Annotated in this window: 12 protein-coding genes; 1 reads left to right on the forward strand and 11 read right to left on the reverse strand. The window is 54.5% G+C overall.

All coding sequences use genetic code 11. The features are described from left to right. Positions 1-55 precede the first annotated feature (55 nt). From PUT07_RS07285 to PUT07_RS07330, 10 genes are all read right to left on the reverse strand, one after another. A complete protein-coding gene (locus PUT07_RS07285; RefSeq protein ID WP_274467160.1) occupies positions 56-859 on the reverse strand; it encodes a response regulator in 804 nt (267 codons plus the stop codon). Further along, positions 843-2,612 carry a sensor histidine kinase gene (locus tag PUT07_RS07290; RefSeq protein ID WP_274467162.1) on the reverse strand — a complete coding sequence of 590 codons (1,770 nt, stop codon included), beginning with the start codon at positions 2,610-2,612 and terminating at the stop codon, positions 843-845. The genes PUT07_RS07285 and PUT07_RS07290 overlap by 17 nt, the downstream gene beginning before the upstream one ends. A gap of 742 nt (positions 2,613-3,354) precedes the next feature. Next, entirely contained in the window at positions 3,355-4,437 is a 1,083-nt protein-coding gene (locus PUT07_RS07295; protein ID WP_274467502.1) for a nitric oxide synthase oxygenase, read from the reverse strand. A 106-nt stretch (positions 4,438-4,543) separates the two neighbouring features. Beyond that, entirely contained in the window at positions 4,544-4,873 is a 330-nt protein-coding gene (locus tag PUT07_RS07300; protein ID WP_274467163.1) for a hypothetical protein, read from the reverse strand. A 13-nt stretch (positions 4,874-4,886) separates the two neighbouring features. Continuing rightward, positions 4,887-5,585 carry a pirin family protein gene (locus tag PUT07_RS07305; RefSeq protein WP_274467164.1) on the reverse strand — a complete coding sequence of 233 codons (699 nt, stop codon included), beginning with the start codon at positions 5,583-5,585 and terminating at the stop codon, positions 4,887-4,889. 147 nt (positions 5,586-5,732) lie between these two features. Next, positions 5,733-6,695 (reverse strand): glycoside hydrolase family 43 protein, encoded by a 963-nt coding sequence (locus PUT07_RS07310; RefSeq protein ID WP_274467165.1) that lies wholly within the window; start codon positions 6,693-6,695, stop codon positions 5,733-5,735. Positions 6,696-6,699: 4 nt separating this feature from the next. Beyond that, positions 6,700-8,178: an arabinan endo-1,5-alpha-L-arabinosidase gene (locus PUT07_RS07315; protein WP_274467166.1), complete on the reverse strand. Its 1,479-nt coding sequence runs from the start codon at positions 8,176-8,178 to the stop codon at positions 6,700-6,702. Beyond that, on the reverse strand, positions 8,178-9,023 hold the full coding sequence (locus PUT07_RS07320) for a carbohydrate ABC transporter permease (RefSeq protein ID WP_274467167.1): 846 nt from the start codon (positions 9,021-9,023) through the stop codon (positions 8,178-8,180). Before PUT07_RS07320 ends, PUT07_RS07315 begins: the two co-directional genes overlap by 1 nt. A gap of 3 nt (positions 9,024-9,026) precedes the next feature. Continuing rightward, positions 9,027-9,911 carry a carbohydrate ABC transporter permease gene (locus PUT07_RS07325; protein WP_274467168.1) on the reverse strand — a complete coding sequence of 295 codons (885 nt, stop codon included), beginning with the start codon at positions 9,909-9,911 and terminating at the stop codon, positions 9,027-9,029. A gap of 84 nt (positions 9,912-9,995) precedes the next feature. After that, the gene (locus tag PUT07_RS07330; RefSeq protein ID WP_274467170.1) at positions 9,996-11,297 is read right to left on the reverse strand and encodes an ABC transporter substrate-binding protein; all 1,302 of its coding nucleotides are present in this window, start codon (positions 11,295-11,297) and stop codon (positions 9,996-9,998) included. Positions 11,298-11,630: 333 nt separating this feature from the next. Here PUT07_RS07330 and PUT07_RS07335 point away from each other — a divergent pair, with 333 nt between their 5' ends. After that, a complete protein-coding gene (locus PUT07_RS07335) occupies positions 11,631-12,731 on the forward strand; it encodes a GntR family transcriptional regulator (RefSeq protein ID WP_274467171.1) in 1,101 nt (366 codons plus the stop codon). A gap of 317 nt (positions 12,732-13,048) precedes the next feature. Here the strand turns inward: PUT07_RS07335 and abc-f are convergent, their stop codons facing one another. Continuing rightward, entirely contained in the window at positions 13,049-14,959 is a 1,911-nt protein-coding gene (abc-f, locus tag PUT07_RS07340; RefSeq protein WP_274467172.1) for a ribosomal protection-like ABC-F family protein, read from the reverse strand. Between the last annotated feature and the right edge of the window lie 61 nt (positions 14,960-15,020).

The following is a 15,020-nucleotide window of genomic DNA, read 5'->3' on the forward strand; positions in this document are numbered from 1 at the left end:
ATCGAGACAGCAGGGAGTAACGGCTATCGGGAAATATACCACAATTTTTAGGTATCTAATTGACCTGCTCTTCCGTTCCGCCGGTCATCTTGCGGTATTGATTCGGCGAGAATCCTTCATAATCTTTGAACAGCTTGATGAAATATTTCGATGTCTGGTAGCCGACTCGTTCGGATATGTCTGCGATCGTCAACCTCGTCTGCAGCAGCAGCTCTTTCGCCTTCTGGATACGGCTTCTCGTCACATATTCGCTAAAAGTAAAGCCCGTCTGTTCCTTGAAAAGCGCACTGAAATAGCTCGGGTTCAAATGAATATGCGCCGCCACCTCGCTCATCCCCAGAGGCTCCTGCAAATGCTCCTCCACATAAAGCACGGCTTGCTGCACCGGCGGACTGTAGTTATGGGAAACGCTCTTGGCCTGCATAAGCCGCGTATCTACCATTTTCTCCATCGTTTGTACACGCCCGCGCTCTTCCTCAATCTGCAGCGCCTGCTCGACGGCTTCCAGCAGCTTGCTTTTCTTAATCGGCTTCAGCAAATAGTTCACGACACCGAGTTGGATCGCCGTTTGGGCATATTGGAAATCGGGGTGCCCCGAAATAATAATGACGACTGGCTGCTTATGACCTGAAGCGCGCGTGCCCTCAACCACCTGCAAACCGGTCACTTCCGGCATGCGAATATCCGTGATGAGCAGATGCACAGGACGGCTGTTCAGCACCTCCAATGCTTCTGCGCCGCCGCTGCTGACAAGTATCTGATAACGCCCTACCGACCAAGCTTCCAACGTTTTGCGAATGCCTTCGCGGGTTAGCGGTTCATCGTCCACAATCAAAATCGTTTTACCTGATGGAATCATCGTTCTCCTCCTTATGCATCGGAATATCAAAGGAGACGCTTGTCCCCTGCCCCTGCACGCTATGGATATCAAGGCCTCTGCCGCCCTCGGGGAGGGCCGGGTAATATAATTGAATGCGGCGCTGCACATTGGATATGGCGACGCCCTTCCTTTTGCCGGACGTCGGGTCTCCGCGATCCACCGCCCCTTTGACGGCTTGAAGCTTCGCCGCGCTCATCCCCGGACCGTCATCGCTGACGGTAATACGCAGCTCCGCCGCATTCACAGGCGAAGGTTCTACGCGGATGGAGACGAGACCCGGGTCTGTCTTTCCTTCCAAGCCGTGCAGGATCGCATTCTCCACCAGCGGTTGAATAAGCAGCTTCGGGATTTGCACATGATGGTAAGCTTCATCGGCCTGCATTTCCCAAACGAGACGGGAGCCGAATCTGAAGCTCATAATGCTCAAATACCGCTTGATGTGCTCGAGCTCCTCCCCCATCGTCACCCAGACATCCGCATTCGGATTGTCGATGACATAGCGGAACAAATCCGACATCGCCACTACGAGGTCAGCCAGCTCTTCTTCGTCTTTGTCCTGCAAAGACCAGTACAACGCTTCCAGCGTATTATACAAAAAATGCGGATCAATCTGCGCCTGAAGCGCCCGCAGCTCCGTTCTGCTCTGAATGACTTCCTTCTCGTACACGAGCTTGATGAGTCCGTTGATATGGTCCACCATTTGATTATACGTCGTGTTCAAATCGTTCAGTTCGGCTGTGTACGTCGTCGTTCGGTTGGGCGTCAGCACGCCCTGCCGCGTATTCCTCATCGCTCGCATCAGTCTGAGAATCGGCCGGGTAATCATCATCGAGAGCAGGAATGACAGGATGATGAACAGCACGGAACCGATCGCCCCGGATACAATAATCGCCCAGCGCAGCACGGATATCCCGTCGGTAATATCGCTGACCGGATACAGGATCATGAGCGTCCAGCCGGTTTGCTCGGAGGGCTGCTTGACCAAGATGTACCGCTTCTGACCGATCGTCACGGTCTGAGACGATGTCTGCATGAGCTCGCTGATATTCTCAAGAACCTTTCCGTCGGAAACGATAGGCCTTGCCGCGGAGTCGGCCAGCAGCAATTGCCGCTGTCCGGTGTCCTGCATTTGGTTCTGGAAATCAAAATAGCTGCCATTAATGCGCACCAGCAAATACCCGCCATTCGAAAACCAACGGTCAATTAAATTGACCCGGCGAATGGCCAGCACGGAACCGGGCTCCTTCGGATCGTTCCCGATCCAGATGAGCTTGCCTTTCTCCTTATCGGCCTGTTCGATCCAATTGGGCTCCACCCTGTCGGACAGCCTCTGTTCATCGAGCGGAAACAGCCGCACGAAGTCGGTCGTATATACTTCCACATTGCTGACGCCGCTGTAGGCTTGAATGTGGTTGGCGATTTTGGATAAGGCTTGGCGCTCGCTGAAGCTCACTTCGTTGCCCAGCACGCCGGAGAGCAGCAGCTGCTGCAGGTAGGTATCGTTGACTGCTTGCAGCGTCAGCGTGTCAATTTGTGTTATAAGCGCTTCCAACCGGCCGTTCGCCTGTGAGGCGATCTGTTTCATCTGTGTTTCCGCCTTCGTGTTCAGGAGGGTGGAAACCGAATTGAACGTAATGATCCCGGCGCATATGAGCACGATGATCATGACGGATACGAAGCCGGCCAGCATCTGATTGCGCAGCGTGTTCCATTGAGCCACCTTCTGCCACACGGGGGATTCCTCTTTTCGCATCGTAGTTTGTGGAGGGATTCTTGCCAAATCATACTACAGAGGTGAGGGGTAAGTATATAGGGAGAGACTGGCGCGGGCGCGGGGATAACGGGAAAATCTCCCGTTATTTTCGGTAAAATCGCACCCTCTACCAACAATTGCTGGAATTTCTCCAGTTAATTTATCCGTTTTCGGCCTGCGTGCAGCAGGATCGTGCTAATTAACGGGAGTTATTCCTGTTATTAGTGATTCAACCTTCTACCAGGCCTCATTTAACGGGAGAATTTCCAGCTATTAGCGGCAGCTCTCTTTCAATGGACGTGAGCGCGAGGAGCTCAGTGGCCGCTGCACAGATCTAACGGACACAGCGGCCGTTATTCTCGCGAAAAGCGCCGCATTTCGCGGCTAACGGACACCAGAGTCCTTATTTGCCGGTTTCGGGGCGAAATCTGCCCCACAATCGGCAAATAACAGCGCATTTGTCCGTTACATTTGCCAAGCAGCCCTCTGCCCTCGAATAAGGGCTGCTCAGTCCGTTAGCGAGGCACTAGCTCTCGCTGACGCCTCTGGCGCAGGCAGCTCGCCAAGCGCTCGCCTCTTTCGTCGGCACCACATGCGCCAGGCAGCGCCCACGCAACAAAAAAGCAGGGCGCCTAAGCGCCCCACCTGCTTTGCTCTCCTGCCCGCTTGCCACTCGCACGCCTGCCCACCTGCTCCTGCTCGCCCAGCCAGCTCCCGCCGCCTACTCCTCCCGATAGAAAAAATTCGGGAGCTTCACCTCATCATTATAATGATGATGAAAAATAGACGTCGTCGCCGGAGAAACCGGCGGGATCAGCCACGTCCAATCGCCCGTGACGTCGCGCCCCGCCTTCTCCTCGTTGTCCTCGAAGCGCTTGAACTGGCGCGCCGCGGTGTGATGATCGACGATGGCCACGCCCCGCGCCTGATACGAATGCAGCACGGCCACATTCAGCTCGACCAGCGCCCGGTCCTTCCAGAGCGAGGCGTCGCGCCGGGTGTCGAGGCCCATCACCTCCGCAACGCGCGGCAGCATGTCGTACCGCATCTCGTCGGCGAAGTTACGCGCCCCGATCTCCGTGCCCATGTACCAGCCGTTGAACGGGGCCGCCGTATACCGGATGCCGCCGATGTCCAGGTACATGTTCGAGACGATCGGCACGGCGTACCACTTCAGCCCCAATGCCGCGAATCCCGCCATATCGGGATGCGTAATGTCCACTTCCATGACGAGCCCGCTCGGCATGTCGAACCACTTCGGCGCACGGTCCCCGATCTGCAGCAGCAGCGGCAGCACGTCGAACGGCGTCCCCGCTCCCCGCCAGCCGAGAGCTTCGCAGCGCACCGTCAGCTGCACGGACGCCGGGTCGCCCACGATGCCGTGCTCCGTCTCGTATCCCGCATAGCGGATGAGCTGCGCATTGTGAATGCGCGGCGTCCCGCCACGTTCGCGCTCGGGCGGGAAAATCGTAATGAGCGGGCGAATTTTCCCGTCATTCGTCGCCATGGCGATATGCCGGAACAGCGCCTCCGCCATCTCTTCCTCCGTTGTCACGTGCCGCGCATCCTGAACCGACAACGTCTCCCAGAACAACCGGCCAATACAGCGGTTGCTGTTGCGCCATGCCATTTTGGCCCCGTGCTCCAGCTCTTGGCGGGTATGTTCATAATACCCCTGATGCACGATGGAACGAGTCACTTCGACGATACGAGCTTCCGTCTCATTCTCGCTGAGCCCGAGTTCGCTATAGCATTCCCTGATAAAAGGGACGGCCTTCTCTAACAGCTGGTCCTGAACTTTCATAGGTACGGCTCCAATCTCCAAAAAAACTCCATCTCTCAAACCCGTTTGATGGAAGTTCCTGACCCTGAACCTGACTCAGCATCAGCGGCCGGACTTCCTCTCTATTTTACAATTGCGCGCTAAACTGCTCCGGCACATAGGCAATCTGAGAGACCGCAACAATCGTCAGCTCACCTTGTTCCTCGGAATAACGGACAGCGTCATCGCCGACATAAAACCATACTTTCCGAGTAGGCTGGTTCTCAAACGCCTGAAAGATGAAAACATTCAACTCATCCTTCCATTTCAGAAGCTCAGCAACCTGCTCCTTCTCCGCCTTCACCGTGAAAATCCATTGATCCCCCACCTGTTTCCACGTGTAATCTACCGGCTGCTTGGCTGTATCGATAAACGCCCGGCCGCCGACCGCATGTTTCACCAGAAATTGTTCCTTCATCCCCGCAGCCTCCTTATGGCAGATCGATTAACATGAAATGCGCGTCCTCAACAGCCCGCAGCGCAACCGTGGACTCGCCCTCAATACGGGCGCTGTCCATCTCCGCCAATTCGGCCTCATTGGCCGCCAGCTTGCCGCTGATCACCATCAGGAAGATGCGTCTGTTCTCTCCTTGGCGGAAGACAAGCTCCTTGCCCGCTTCCAGCTTGCTTAGATAGATGCTCATGTCCTGATGAATCTTCGCTTGATGCTCGCCGCCTTCCGGCGTAACGACAGGCAGCAGCGCGTTATGCATCGCTTCGGGCACATACGTCACATTCTCAAAAGATGGCTCCGTCCCCCGCTTCGCCGGCATAAACCAGAGCTGAAACAAGCTCAGCGGCTCCGTTTCTGAAGCGTTGTACTCGGCGTGAATGACGCCGCTGCCTGCAGACATGCGCTGAACGCCGTTCGCCGCCGTCACCGCGACATGCCCTAAGCTGTCCTCATGTTTAATCGCCCCGCTAAGAACGACGCTGACAATTTCCATATCGCTGTGCGGATGAGGCCCAAAGCCGCGTCCCGCTGCGATTTCGTCATAGTTGCACACGCGCATCACGCCGAAGCCCGTATTATTCTCATCAAAATAATCACCGAATGAAAAGCTTTTGTAACCTTTGAGCCAGCCCAAATCCGAGCTATGCCGCGTATGTGCAGGATATACTTGTATCACAGCTATCGCCTCCTTCATATCTACTCTTAGCTTATCATATTCGGATCATAGACATCCATGGCGGAACGGTGGCGGATTAATTGCGGGGAAAAAAGCCAAGAGCCGTCCCCAGGTCATCTCTGACCTTCCGGGACAGCCCTTGGCGCATTAGTCGGCGAGCACGGAACCGATGAAATCCGGCGTGCCGTCCGGGTGCCATTTCAGCACGCGGACAAAGGTATGGCGATTCGGATCATAGAGCGGATCGCCTTCAATGTCTTTGTAATTTCTCGCATGGAAAACGAGGATATCTTGCGTACCGTCCTCCGATACCGTGAAGCTGTTATGTCCGGGTCCGAACATCCCGATGCTCTCATCCGTCGTCAGCACAGGCTCACTCGTCTTCGACCACGATTGAGGGTCAAGGAGGTCGGCGTCCTCATCTGCGGTTAACAGCCCCATACAGTAATTGAAGTCTGTCGCGCTTGCCGAGAAGGAGATGAAGATGCGTCCGTTCCGCTTCAGCACCGCCGCGCCTTCATTCACCTTGAAGCCGATGATTTCCCAATCATATTCCGGCGTCGTAATCATCACCTGCTTACCCTGCAAGGTCCACGGGCTGCTCATTTCGGAAATATAGAGATTCGAATTGCCCGGAATGCCAGGATCCTTCTGGGCCCAGACCAGGTAGCGGATACCGCGGTGCTCGAAGGAGGTCGCATCCAGTGCGAAGCTTTCCCACTCCGTGCGCAGCTGCCCTTTCTCCACCCACTCCCCTTCCAACGGGTTCTCGGAACCATTCTCCAGAACGAACATTCGGTGGTCGAAAAGCCCCTCATTCGTCTCCGTCGTTCGGGCCGCAGCAAAATAAATATACCATTTGCCTTCCACAAAATGGATCTCCGGCGCCCATATATTGGCGCTCAGCGGTCCTTCGTTATATTTTCGCCAAGCAACCACTGGCTGCGCCTCGCTTAAGCCTTCGATCGTCGCCGAACGACGCACTTCGATGCGGTCGTACTCCGGTACCGATGCAGTGAAATAATAGCAGCCGTCCGTATGCTTATATATCCATGGATCGGCTCGCTGCTCCAGAAGCGGTTTGATTGCGTTGGTTTCCAAGTTTCTCATCTCGTTAGTCTCCTTTAATGCTGTCCATGTATTTGCCCCAAATATGAATACCCTTCTCGTTCATGCCTGTAAAGACGAGCGTAGGCCGATCATTTTCCCAGTCCCACGCTGGTGTGACCAACACTCGTTCGGTTGACGACCCTTCCTTGCCGACGCCTGCTTCCCACTGCAAGGTCAGCTCGTTCGGCTCCCGGAACGTCCACTTGCCGGCGCCATGCGCAGACTCCAGCTTCCCGCCACGCAGCAGGCGGATCGGCTCAGAGCGTTCCGTCCCTGTCCACGCCATCGGGATGGGCAATCTTTCCCACTGCCCTGTCAGCATCTTCGCGTTCAAAGGCTGAGCCTTCTCTCCCGCGTAGCGTTCTGGCGAAGCAACCGGCCAACCGTCGCGCGTCCACAGCAGCTCGCGGATGTGGAGATAGGACCAATTCTTATCTTTCTCGCCACGGGCATGATGGACTAGAAAGGTCCGGTCGCCATCCTTCAGCACCGAGTTATGACCCGGCGCGATCCAGCCTTCCTTGCCGCTGAATCCGTAGCTGCCGATAAGCTTATTGCCGATAAACGCCTGTGGCTGGTACGATGCATCCGTCAGCTTATGTCCATTGAAATCCACGTAAGGGCCCGTAATTGAAGTAGATCTCCCTACCCTCACACTGTAATCCGAGGATAAAGAATCGTAGGAAACGAACAAGTAGTACATCTGCTGCTGCGGCTGATAAATGATATAGGGCGCCTCAACGGCTCCGGCCACAGTCCCGCTGTCTCTGCGGGCAAGCAGGACGGGCTGTTCCCCTTCCTTCACTTTGCCCGTGCGCTCATCGAGCCTGACGATGTAAAGGCCGCCGAAGAACGAGCCGTACGCAAGCCAAGGCTTGCCTTCTGCGTCAAACACCGGATTCGGATCGATGGCATTGGCTTCATCCCCTTTGGCCGTCTTCACGACGGCTCCTTGATCGGTCCATGGACCGGTAATCGAAGCGGATGTTGCCAGGCCGATCATGGACTGATTGCTGCCGAAGGTTGAAGCCGCATAATACAAGTAGTAGGTCTTCCCCATCTTAAACACATCGGGCGCCCACAAATTCGTTGCCCGGCTCCACGCTGCGGCTTCCTTCGGAATCCCGTCCAGCGCATAGCCTCCGAAGTCCCAAGCGATCAGATCTTTGGATCGCCTGACCATAATGCCCGGCCTTAGCGGATCTTTATTCGCGCCAACCTTAAAGTCTGTAGAGAACACATAATACGTATCGCCCTCTTTGTAAATAGAAGGATCGTGCGTATTCATCGTATGCCAACCTGACTCGGTATTAACGTTTGCGGTATCATACATCGGATACTGGATCGGTCTTTCCGGAAATTGCACAAGAGCGGAAGCGGTACTTTTAAAATAAGCAGCCCCCGCTATTGCCGCTGCAGTTATGGCGAGCGCGCAGCCCGCCGTCCACAGCAGCAGCTTTCTTCTTCCCCGTAAGAAAGCCATTACCCCTTCACACCGCCAACCGTGAGGCCCGATACGAAGAACCGTTGGAAGAAAATGAACACGATTAGAATCGGCACGATCGCCAGCACGGAACCCGCGATAAGAATATCGTAGTTATTGCCGTAAGGCGTAACCAGACTGGACAGTCCGATCGGCAGCGTCAGCTTTTCCCCGGTTTTGAGTACGATCAACGGCCAGACGAAGCTGTTCCAGCTCGCAAGCGCCTGCAGGATCGCCATCGCCCCGAAAGCCGGAGCCATCAAGGGCATCATGATTTTGAAAAAGATGCCATACTCCGAACAGCCGTCAATCCTCCCTGCATCGAGGAAATCTTTGGGTAAACCGGCCGCATATTGCCGGAAAAAGAAGATCGGCAGCGGCGCCACGACGAAAGGCAGGATGACGCCGCCATACGTATCAATGAGATGAAAGCTGATCATCTGCTTGTACAGGGGCAGCATAATGATTTCCACCGGAACCATCATGACCAGAAGCACTAGAAGGAAGATGATGTTCCTCCCGATAAACCGGTACATCGCAAGCCCGTAGCCCACCATCGAGGACAGGAGCAAGCAGCATACCGTATAGACGACCGAGATGAGAACGCTATTTTTATACCAAATCAGATACTTCTTCGCCGCAGCGGAGAACAGGAACGAATAGTTATGGAAAGACAGCAGCTCCGGCTGCAGCCTCACATTCAGCCCGTAACGCAGCATCTCCTTGGATGGCTTCAGCGAAGCCAGCGTGAGGCTGTAAAAGGGAAACAGCGCCAGCAGGGCCAGCACCCCGAACAGCAGGAACAGCAAAGAGGATTGCAGGAACTTATGTCGCTCGATTTGCATGTCCTAGTCCTCCTTCCGGAACAAACCGAAAAATTTCAGCTGAATCACATTCAATACCATGGTGAGCCCTAACAGCGTGATCCCGATGGCGGACCCGAATCCCAGATTGTTGCGCTCGATGCCCTCCCGATAAAGCAGACCAATCATCGTCAAGCCGATGTCATTCGGCGACCGGTTGCCGTTCCATAGAATGAAGCTTTCCGTAAACATGGAATAACCGCCATAAATGGAAATCGTAATGACATAGATGGCGACCGGCTTCAATAAGGGCAGCGTAATGCGCCAGAAGCGGTCCCATTTGTTCGCGCCGTCGATCTCTGCCGACTCGTACAATTCATGCGGGATGCTCTGCAGAGCAGACAGGAAATAGATGATGTTAACGCCGGTGAAGCGCCAAGTGGCCAGAACGATCAGCACGAACATGCCCGTCGCCGAATTGGCCAGCCAATTGATGCTCGGCAAACCGAGCAAATGGCGGAACCCGTTCATGACCGATTCATCGAGACTGCCGAAAACTAACCGGAATATAGTCCCTGCCACAACAACCGAGGTAAGGGAAGGAATGAACAAAGCGGAACGGAAAAACGCGCTCGCCTTGGTAAGCTTCGCATTCAGAAATACAGCCAGCACAAGCGGCAGCGGGATTAACACCAGCAGCGTCCAGAACGTATAACGGCTGCTGTTCCATAGCGCAGTGAAGAACGACTCACTCCATAAATTTTGGTAGTTCTTTAATCCGATAAAATGAGTTTGGCCCGGGAGCACCTCTTGAAAGCTCATCACAATTGTCGTAATAACCGGATAGGCAAAAAAGATAAGAAATGAAAGCACGAATGGCAGTACAAACACATATGGAGCTAAACGGGAGGAATACAGAAATTTATTCATATCGTTTATCGCTACTCCTCTCTAGAAGCGCTGCCAGCCTTGCCGAAGGAAGGGTCCCAGGCAAAGCCGGCAACGATGTTCGGATTACTTAATATTTTTCACAGCATCGTCGAGCACTTGTTTCGGATCTTTCAAATCATTAAGCGCTTGGAAGATCGCTTTCGTCTTGAGGTAATCGGAGACCGCCGGCGTTTTCTCTTTAATATTGGTAGGCGCAATCTCGCTCTTCACGGAAATCAGAACATCCCATAAATTTTTACCGAAATAAGCCGTAAATTTATTGTCCGCTTTCAGCGCCGGATCGTTCCAAACGTCCGAACGAATCGGATCGAAGCCGAGCTGTGACCAGATCTGGATGTTGCCCTCTTTGGATAATTTGGCGTAGGACAGGAATTTCTTCGCGACATCTTGATTTTTGGACTGCTTCGTAATCACCGTTCCCGTACCGCCCATACCGGAGGAGCGCATTTCGCCTTGCTTGAAGACCGGCATCGGTTTAATGATGATCTTGCCTTTGAGGTCAGGCATATAGTCGGTGAAACGGCCCATATACCACATCGGCATCCAAACGGAAGCAGCGCCGCCTTTATTCATGAAGCCATAGTATTCTTCCGCATGGTGGAAGCCGCCAGGAGCCACGACAGCGACTTTCTCTTTCACGAGCTTCTGCATGTAAGACAGCACTTCGTTGTTCGCTTGGTCGTTCAGCTTCACGTTGCCGCTCTTATCCAGGAAGTCCGAGCCATGCTGGACAACGAGCGGCCAATAGCTCCATTGATCCGTCGTTTCGAGCGTCGTCATCGGCTTGCCGGTTTTCTCCAGCACCTGCTTACCGGCTATCTCATAATCATCCCACGTTTTGATGTTATCCGCATTGACGCCTGCTTTATCGAGGATTTCCTTGTTGTAGTAAATTACTTGGGCTCCGACGTGGTAATCGATTCCGTAATATTTGCCGTCTTTGGCATAGTTATCGAGTCGGGACATTACGAGGTTGGCTTTCTCCGGCTCGACGATATCGTTCAATTCGACCAGTTGGACGTCGCCTTTTAAGAAATTGCCGATTTTACTGATTTCGATGTCCGCCATATCGGGTGCGCCCGTTCCGGATTGCAGCGCGACCAGCAGCTTGTTGTGGTTATCGTCATAAGGGAACGTCGTTGCTTCCAATTGAATCGTCTGCTCCGGATGCGCCTTGTTCCATGATTCCGCCATACTTTCAAAAAACTTCTGATGCAGCTCGTTGAACGTCCAGAAGCTCAGCTTCACCGCACCTGATTTGGATGCGCTGTCATTGGACGAGGTGCTTGGACTGGATGTGCAAGCGGATAATAAAAGCATGGATGCCAGAACGGCGGCAGATGTAACTTGCAGCTTTCTTTTCATACGATGGATCCCCCTTGATTGGATTTGGATTGATGATGGTTTGATGATGGGACTGAAGTGCGCCCGTTTAAAATGAACGAAGGTCGCATGTGATGATGGAGTTATTGATGGTACAAATGGGATGACATTTCTTGAGGCTGTGAGGCTGTTTCAGTGCTGGTTGAACCTTAGATTATCGTGTAAGCGCTTTACATATCGAATTATAGTACATAAAAACCTATAATCATATAACCAATTCAGTATAAAATTATGTTTATTATATTTAACATATTCCCAATTCGACATTTACTGAGTACAATAAGGGTATAAAACGAGAAATCGGGTGGTGCGCGAATGAACAAAATTCCGCTCTATAAACAAATCTATCTATCCATTAAAGATAAAATTTTGACCGGAGAGCTTCGTCCCAAAGACCGCGTTCCTTCCGAACAGGAATTCATGGACGAATTCATGGTCAGCAAAATTACCGTGAAGAACGCCTTGGCTGCACTTGTAGACGAAGGACTGGTTACACGCATACAAGGCAAGGGAACGTTCGTAGCTTCCAATCCCACATCCCAGATACCGGATGCCAAAAGCCGTTATGTCGGAGCTGCCGGGCCAGTCGCCAACGGGAACTCCCCTGCGTCGCACGATTATATCGGGCTGGTTATTCCGACCATGAAAACAAAAGTCATTCAGCGGCTTGTGGATTATGTCGAATTATATGTGAAGGAAGCCGGTTACCAGCTGATCCTGCATATTACCAGGGAATCTTCACTGGAGGAATCTCATTCCGTCCAACAATTGACGAATACGCAGGGAGTCCGGGGCATCATTGTTTTCCCTACGGAAGATGAGAGCTATAACGAATCGCTGCTTCGCCTGTCCCTGGATAAATACCCTTTCGTGTTCATTGACCGTTATCTGCGCAATATCGATACCTATCGGATTACCTCCGATAATTGCGGCGGCGCCTATGAGACCGTCAGCAAGCTGCTGCAGCAAGGCCACCGGCAAATCGCGCTCATCTCGCCGGATAATACGAATACGACCATCGAGGACCGGACGCAGGGCTTTGAGAAAGCTTATATCGACAGCAACATTCTTATTGATAAAAGCTTATGGTGCCACGTCCCGATCGACATCCTGAGAACCGGCGACACTTCGGCTTATGTCGTCAGCTTTCTGCAGCAGCATCCGAACATTACGGCTGTTTTTGCATTGACCGCCGAGATGGCGAGAATCACGCACCATGCGCTGCATGTGGAGGACGAGCTCAACCCGCACACCGTGCTGGTCTCCTTCGATGACCCGGAAATTCCGGGCATCTCGCACGTACTGCAGGATGAGCAGCAGATGGCGCTGTCCGCCGTTTCCATGCTGCTGGAGCAGTGCAACGGCAAGTACACGCCGCAGCGCGTTGAAGTGCCGGTGCAGTGGGTGGAGGTTTAAGCTCCAGAGCTTGCTCTCCGCTGCAGCCAGGGACCGCAGCCTGGTAAGAACGAATCCCGCCTCAACACAAAGAGCCGCGGCAGGTCATTCGACTTGTCGCGGCTCTTCGTGTTGAGGCGGGGGCCTAGCAGCTCACCCCTGATTCTGTATGAAAAATCATATAGAATCTCCATCGGAGCGCCAAATCCATGAATTGTATATGAAAAATCATATACATTCTCCACAAAAGCGCCCGGAGATCGCATCGCTCCTTCACCAGAGTATCAAAATTCATATACATTTCCACATTTGGCTCTTTCCCCGTGGCGCCGATTCACTCACTCCTCCAGCTGCATCCACTCCGCATACAGCTGCTCCAACCCCGCGTGCGCCGCTTCGCGCTCCGTCCACAGCCGGCTCAGCTCGCCATCCGGCTGCTCCATCTCCAGCGCGTCCAGCGCGCGGTCCAGCTCGCCAACCCGCGCCTCCGCCTCCGCGATCGCCTGCTCCAGCTTCTCCCGCGCGAACGCAGCCGTGCTGCGCGACTTCCCGCGCGGGGCCGCTTCCGCACGCGGCTCCGCCTTGGCGGCGGCCTTCGGCAGTGCCGCCGCCTCCCGCGCCTCGCGCAGCTGCGCACGCTTCGCCTTGTAATCGTCGAAGCTGCCCAGATAGACGGTGATGCGCCCCTGATCCAGCTCCCAGATTTTCCGGGACAGCCGGTTCATGAAGTACCGGTCATGCGTGACCGCCAGCACCGTGCCCGGAAACTCCTCGAGCGCTTCCTCCAGCGCCTCTCTTGAGGCGATGTCCATATGATTCGTCGGCTCATCCAGAATGAGCAGGTTCGGCTTCCGGAGCACAAGCAGCGCCAGCCTTAGCCGCGTCCATTCCCCGCCGGAGAGCGAGCTGACCGGCTTGAACACGTCCGCGCCATAGAACAAGTAAGCAGCTAACCTGCCCCGCGCTTCCCCTTCCTCCATCGCCGCTTCTTCGCAAAAGTATGCCAGAACCGTCATCTTCCCGTCCTCCGGATACTCCTGCTGCGCCAAGTATCCGATGTCCACGCGCGCGCCGATCTCCAGCTTGCCCTGATCCGGGCCCACTTCGCCAAGCAGCATCTGGAGCAGCGTCGTTTTCCCGGAACCGTTGTGTCCGACGAGCATCACCTTCTCACCGTATTCCAGCAGCCCGCTCGCCTGCTGCAGCAGCACTTTGTTCCCATAGCGCTTGCTCACGTTCTCGAAAGCAATGACCCGCTTCCCGGAACGGTCATCCACCTTCAAGGCGAACTCCGCCGCTTTGGGATCGAGCACCGGACGCTTCAGCTTCTCCATCCGGTCCAGCGCTTTCTGCATGGACGCCGCCCGGCGGAAGAACTTTTCGTTGCCGCCGATGCGCCCCCACTCCATCAGCTGCTTGATCGTCTCCTTCATCTTCCGGATCACTTTCTGCTGCTCCTGATAATCGGCGAATTGCTGCAGCAGCCGCGCCTCCTTCTCCTTCACATAGCCACTATACGAAGTCAAGTAGACCGCAGATTCCCCGTCTTCCAGCTCCACGATTTTCTCTACGACACGGTCCAAAAAGTAGCGGTCATGCGACACAATGAAACAGGCGCCGTCATAATGAGTCAAATACTCTTCCAGCCACTCCACACCGGCCAGATCGAGATGGTTCGTCGGCTCGTCAAGCAGCAGCAGATCCGGCTTGCCGATCAGCTGGGAGGCCAATGCGATCCTCGTCTTCTCGCCGCCCGACAGCGAAGCGAAGCTCCGCCCGTACGTCTCCCGGGCAATCCGGAGCCCGTTCGCCACCTGATCGATCCGCGCATCGAGCTCATAGCCGCCTTCCCGCTCGAAGCGCTCCTGCAGCTGCGCATACCGCCCCAGCAGCTGCTCCAGCTGCCCGCCGGCTGCGGGATCCGCCATGCGCTGCTCCAGCTCCGTCATCGCGGCACGGCAAGCGAGCAGCTCCGCGAAGCTCGAAGCCAGCACATCGTACACGGTGCCGCCTTCCCATTCCGCTGGTATTTGCGCCAAATAGCCGATCCGCGTATCCTTGCGCACCGTCAGCTGCCCTTCGTCCGGCTTCTCCATTCTGGCGATGAGCCTCAGCAGCGTCGATTTGCCGCTTCCGTTGCGCCCGACCAGCCCGATGCGCTCCCCCTGATGAATTTCGAAAGTAACATCCGCCAGCACCAGTTGGGCGCCATAGTATTTCTTCATATTTTGACCGTTTATAATTAACATCGTTAAGGATCCTCCTTGGTTGTGAGAGACCCTCCTGAACGCAGCAAAAAAGGCCGCAGGA

The organism is Paenibacillus sp. MAHUQ-63 (assembly GCF_028765165.1).
GTDB lineage: Bacteria > Bacillota > Bacilli > Paenibacillales > NBRC-103111 > Paenibacillus_E.

What these genes read in the sequence shown, in the direction of transcription:
- abc-f (WP_274467172.1), bottom strand. Translation starts at nt 14,959, where the DNA reads ATGTTAATTATAAACGGTCAAAATATGAAGAAATACTATGGCGCCCAA.
- PUT07_RS07325 (WP_274467168.1), bottom strand. Translation starts at nt 9,911, where the DNA reads ATGAATAAATTTCTGTATTCCTCCCGTTTAGCTCCATATGTGTTTGTA.
- PUT07_RS07335 (WP_274467171.1), top strand. Translation starts at nt 11,631, where the DNA reads ATGAACAAAATTCCGCTCTATAAACAAATCTATCTATCCATTAAAGAT.
- PUT07_RS07285 (WP_274467160.1), bottom strand. Translation starts at nt 859, where the DNA reads ATGATTCCATCAGGTAAAACGATTTTGATTGTGGACGATGAACCGCTA.
- PUT07_RS07320 (WP_274467167.1), bottom strand. Translation starts at nt 9,023, where the DNA reads ATGCAAATCGAGCGACATAAGTTCCTGCAATCCTCTTTGCTGTTCCTG.
- PUT07_RS07330 (WP_274467170.1), bottom strand. Translation starts at nt 11,297, where the DNA reads ATGAAAAGAAAGCTGCAAGTTACATCTGCCGCCGTTCTGGCATCCATG.
- PUT07_RS07300 (WP_274467163.1), bottom strand. Translation starts at nt 4,873, where the DNA reads ATGAAGGAACAATTTCTGGTGAAACATGCGGTCGGCGGCCGGGCGTTT.
- PUT07_RS07310 (WP_274467165.1), bottom strand. Translation starts at nt 6,695, where the DNA reads ATGAGAAACTTGGAAACCAACGCAATCAAACCGCTTCTGGAGCAGCGA.
- PUT07_RS07315 (WP_274467166.1), bottom strand. Translation starts at nt 8,178, where the DNA reads ATGGCTTTCTTACGGGGAAGAAGAAAGCTGCTGCTGTGGACGGCGGGC.
- PUT07_RS07295 (WP_274467502.1), bottom strand. Translation starts at nt 4,437, where the DNA reads ATGAAAGTTCAGGACCAGCTGTTAGAGAAGGCCGTCCCTTTTATCAGG.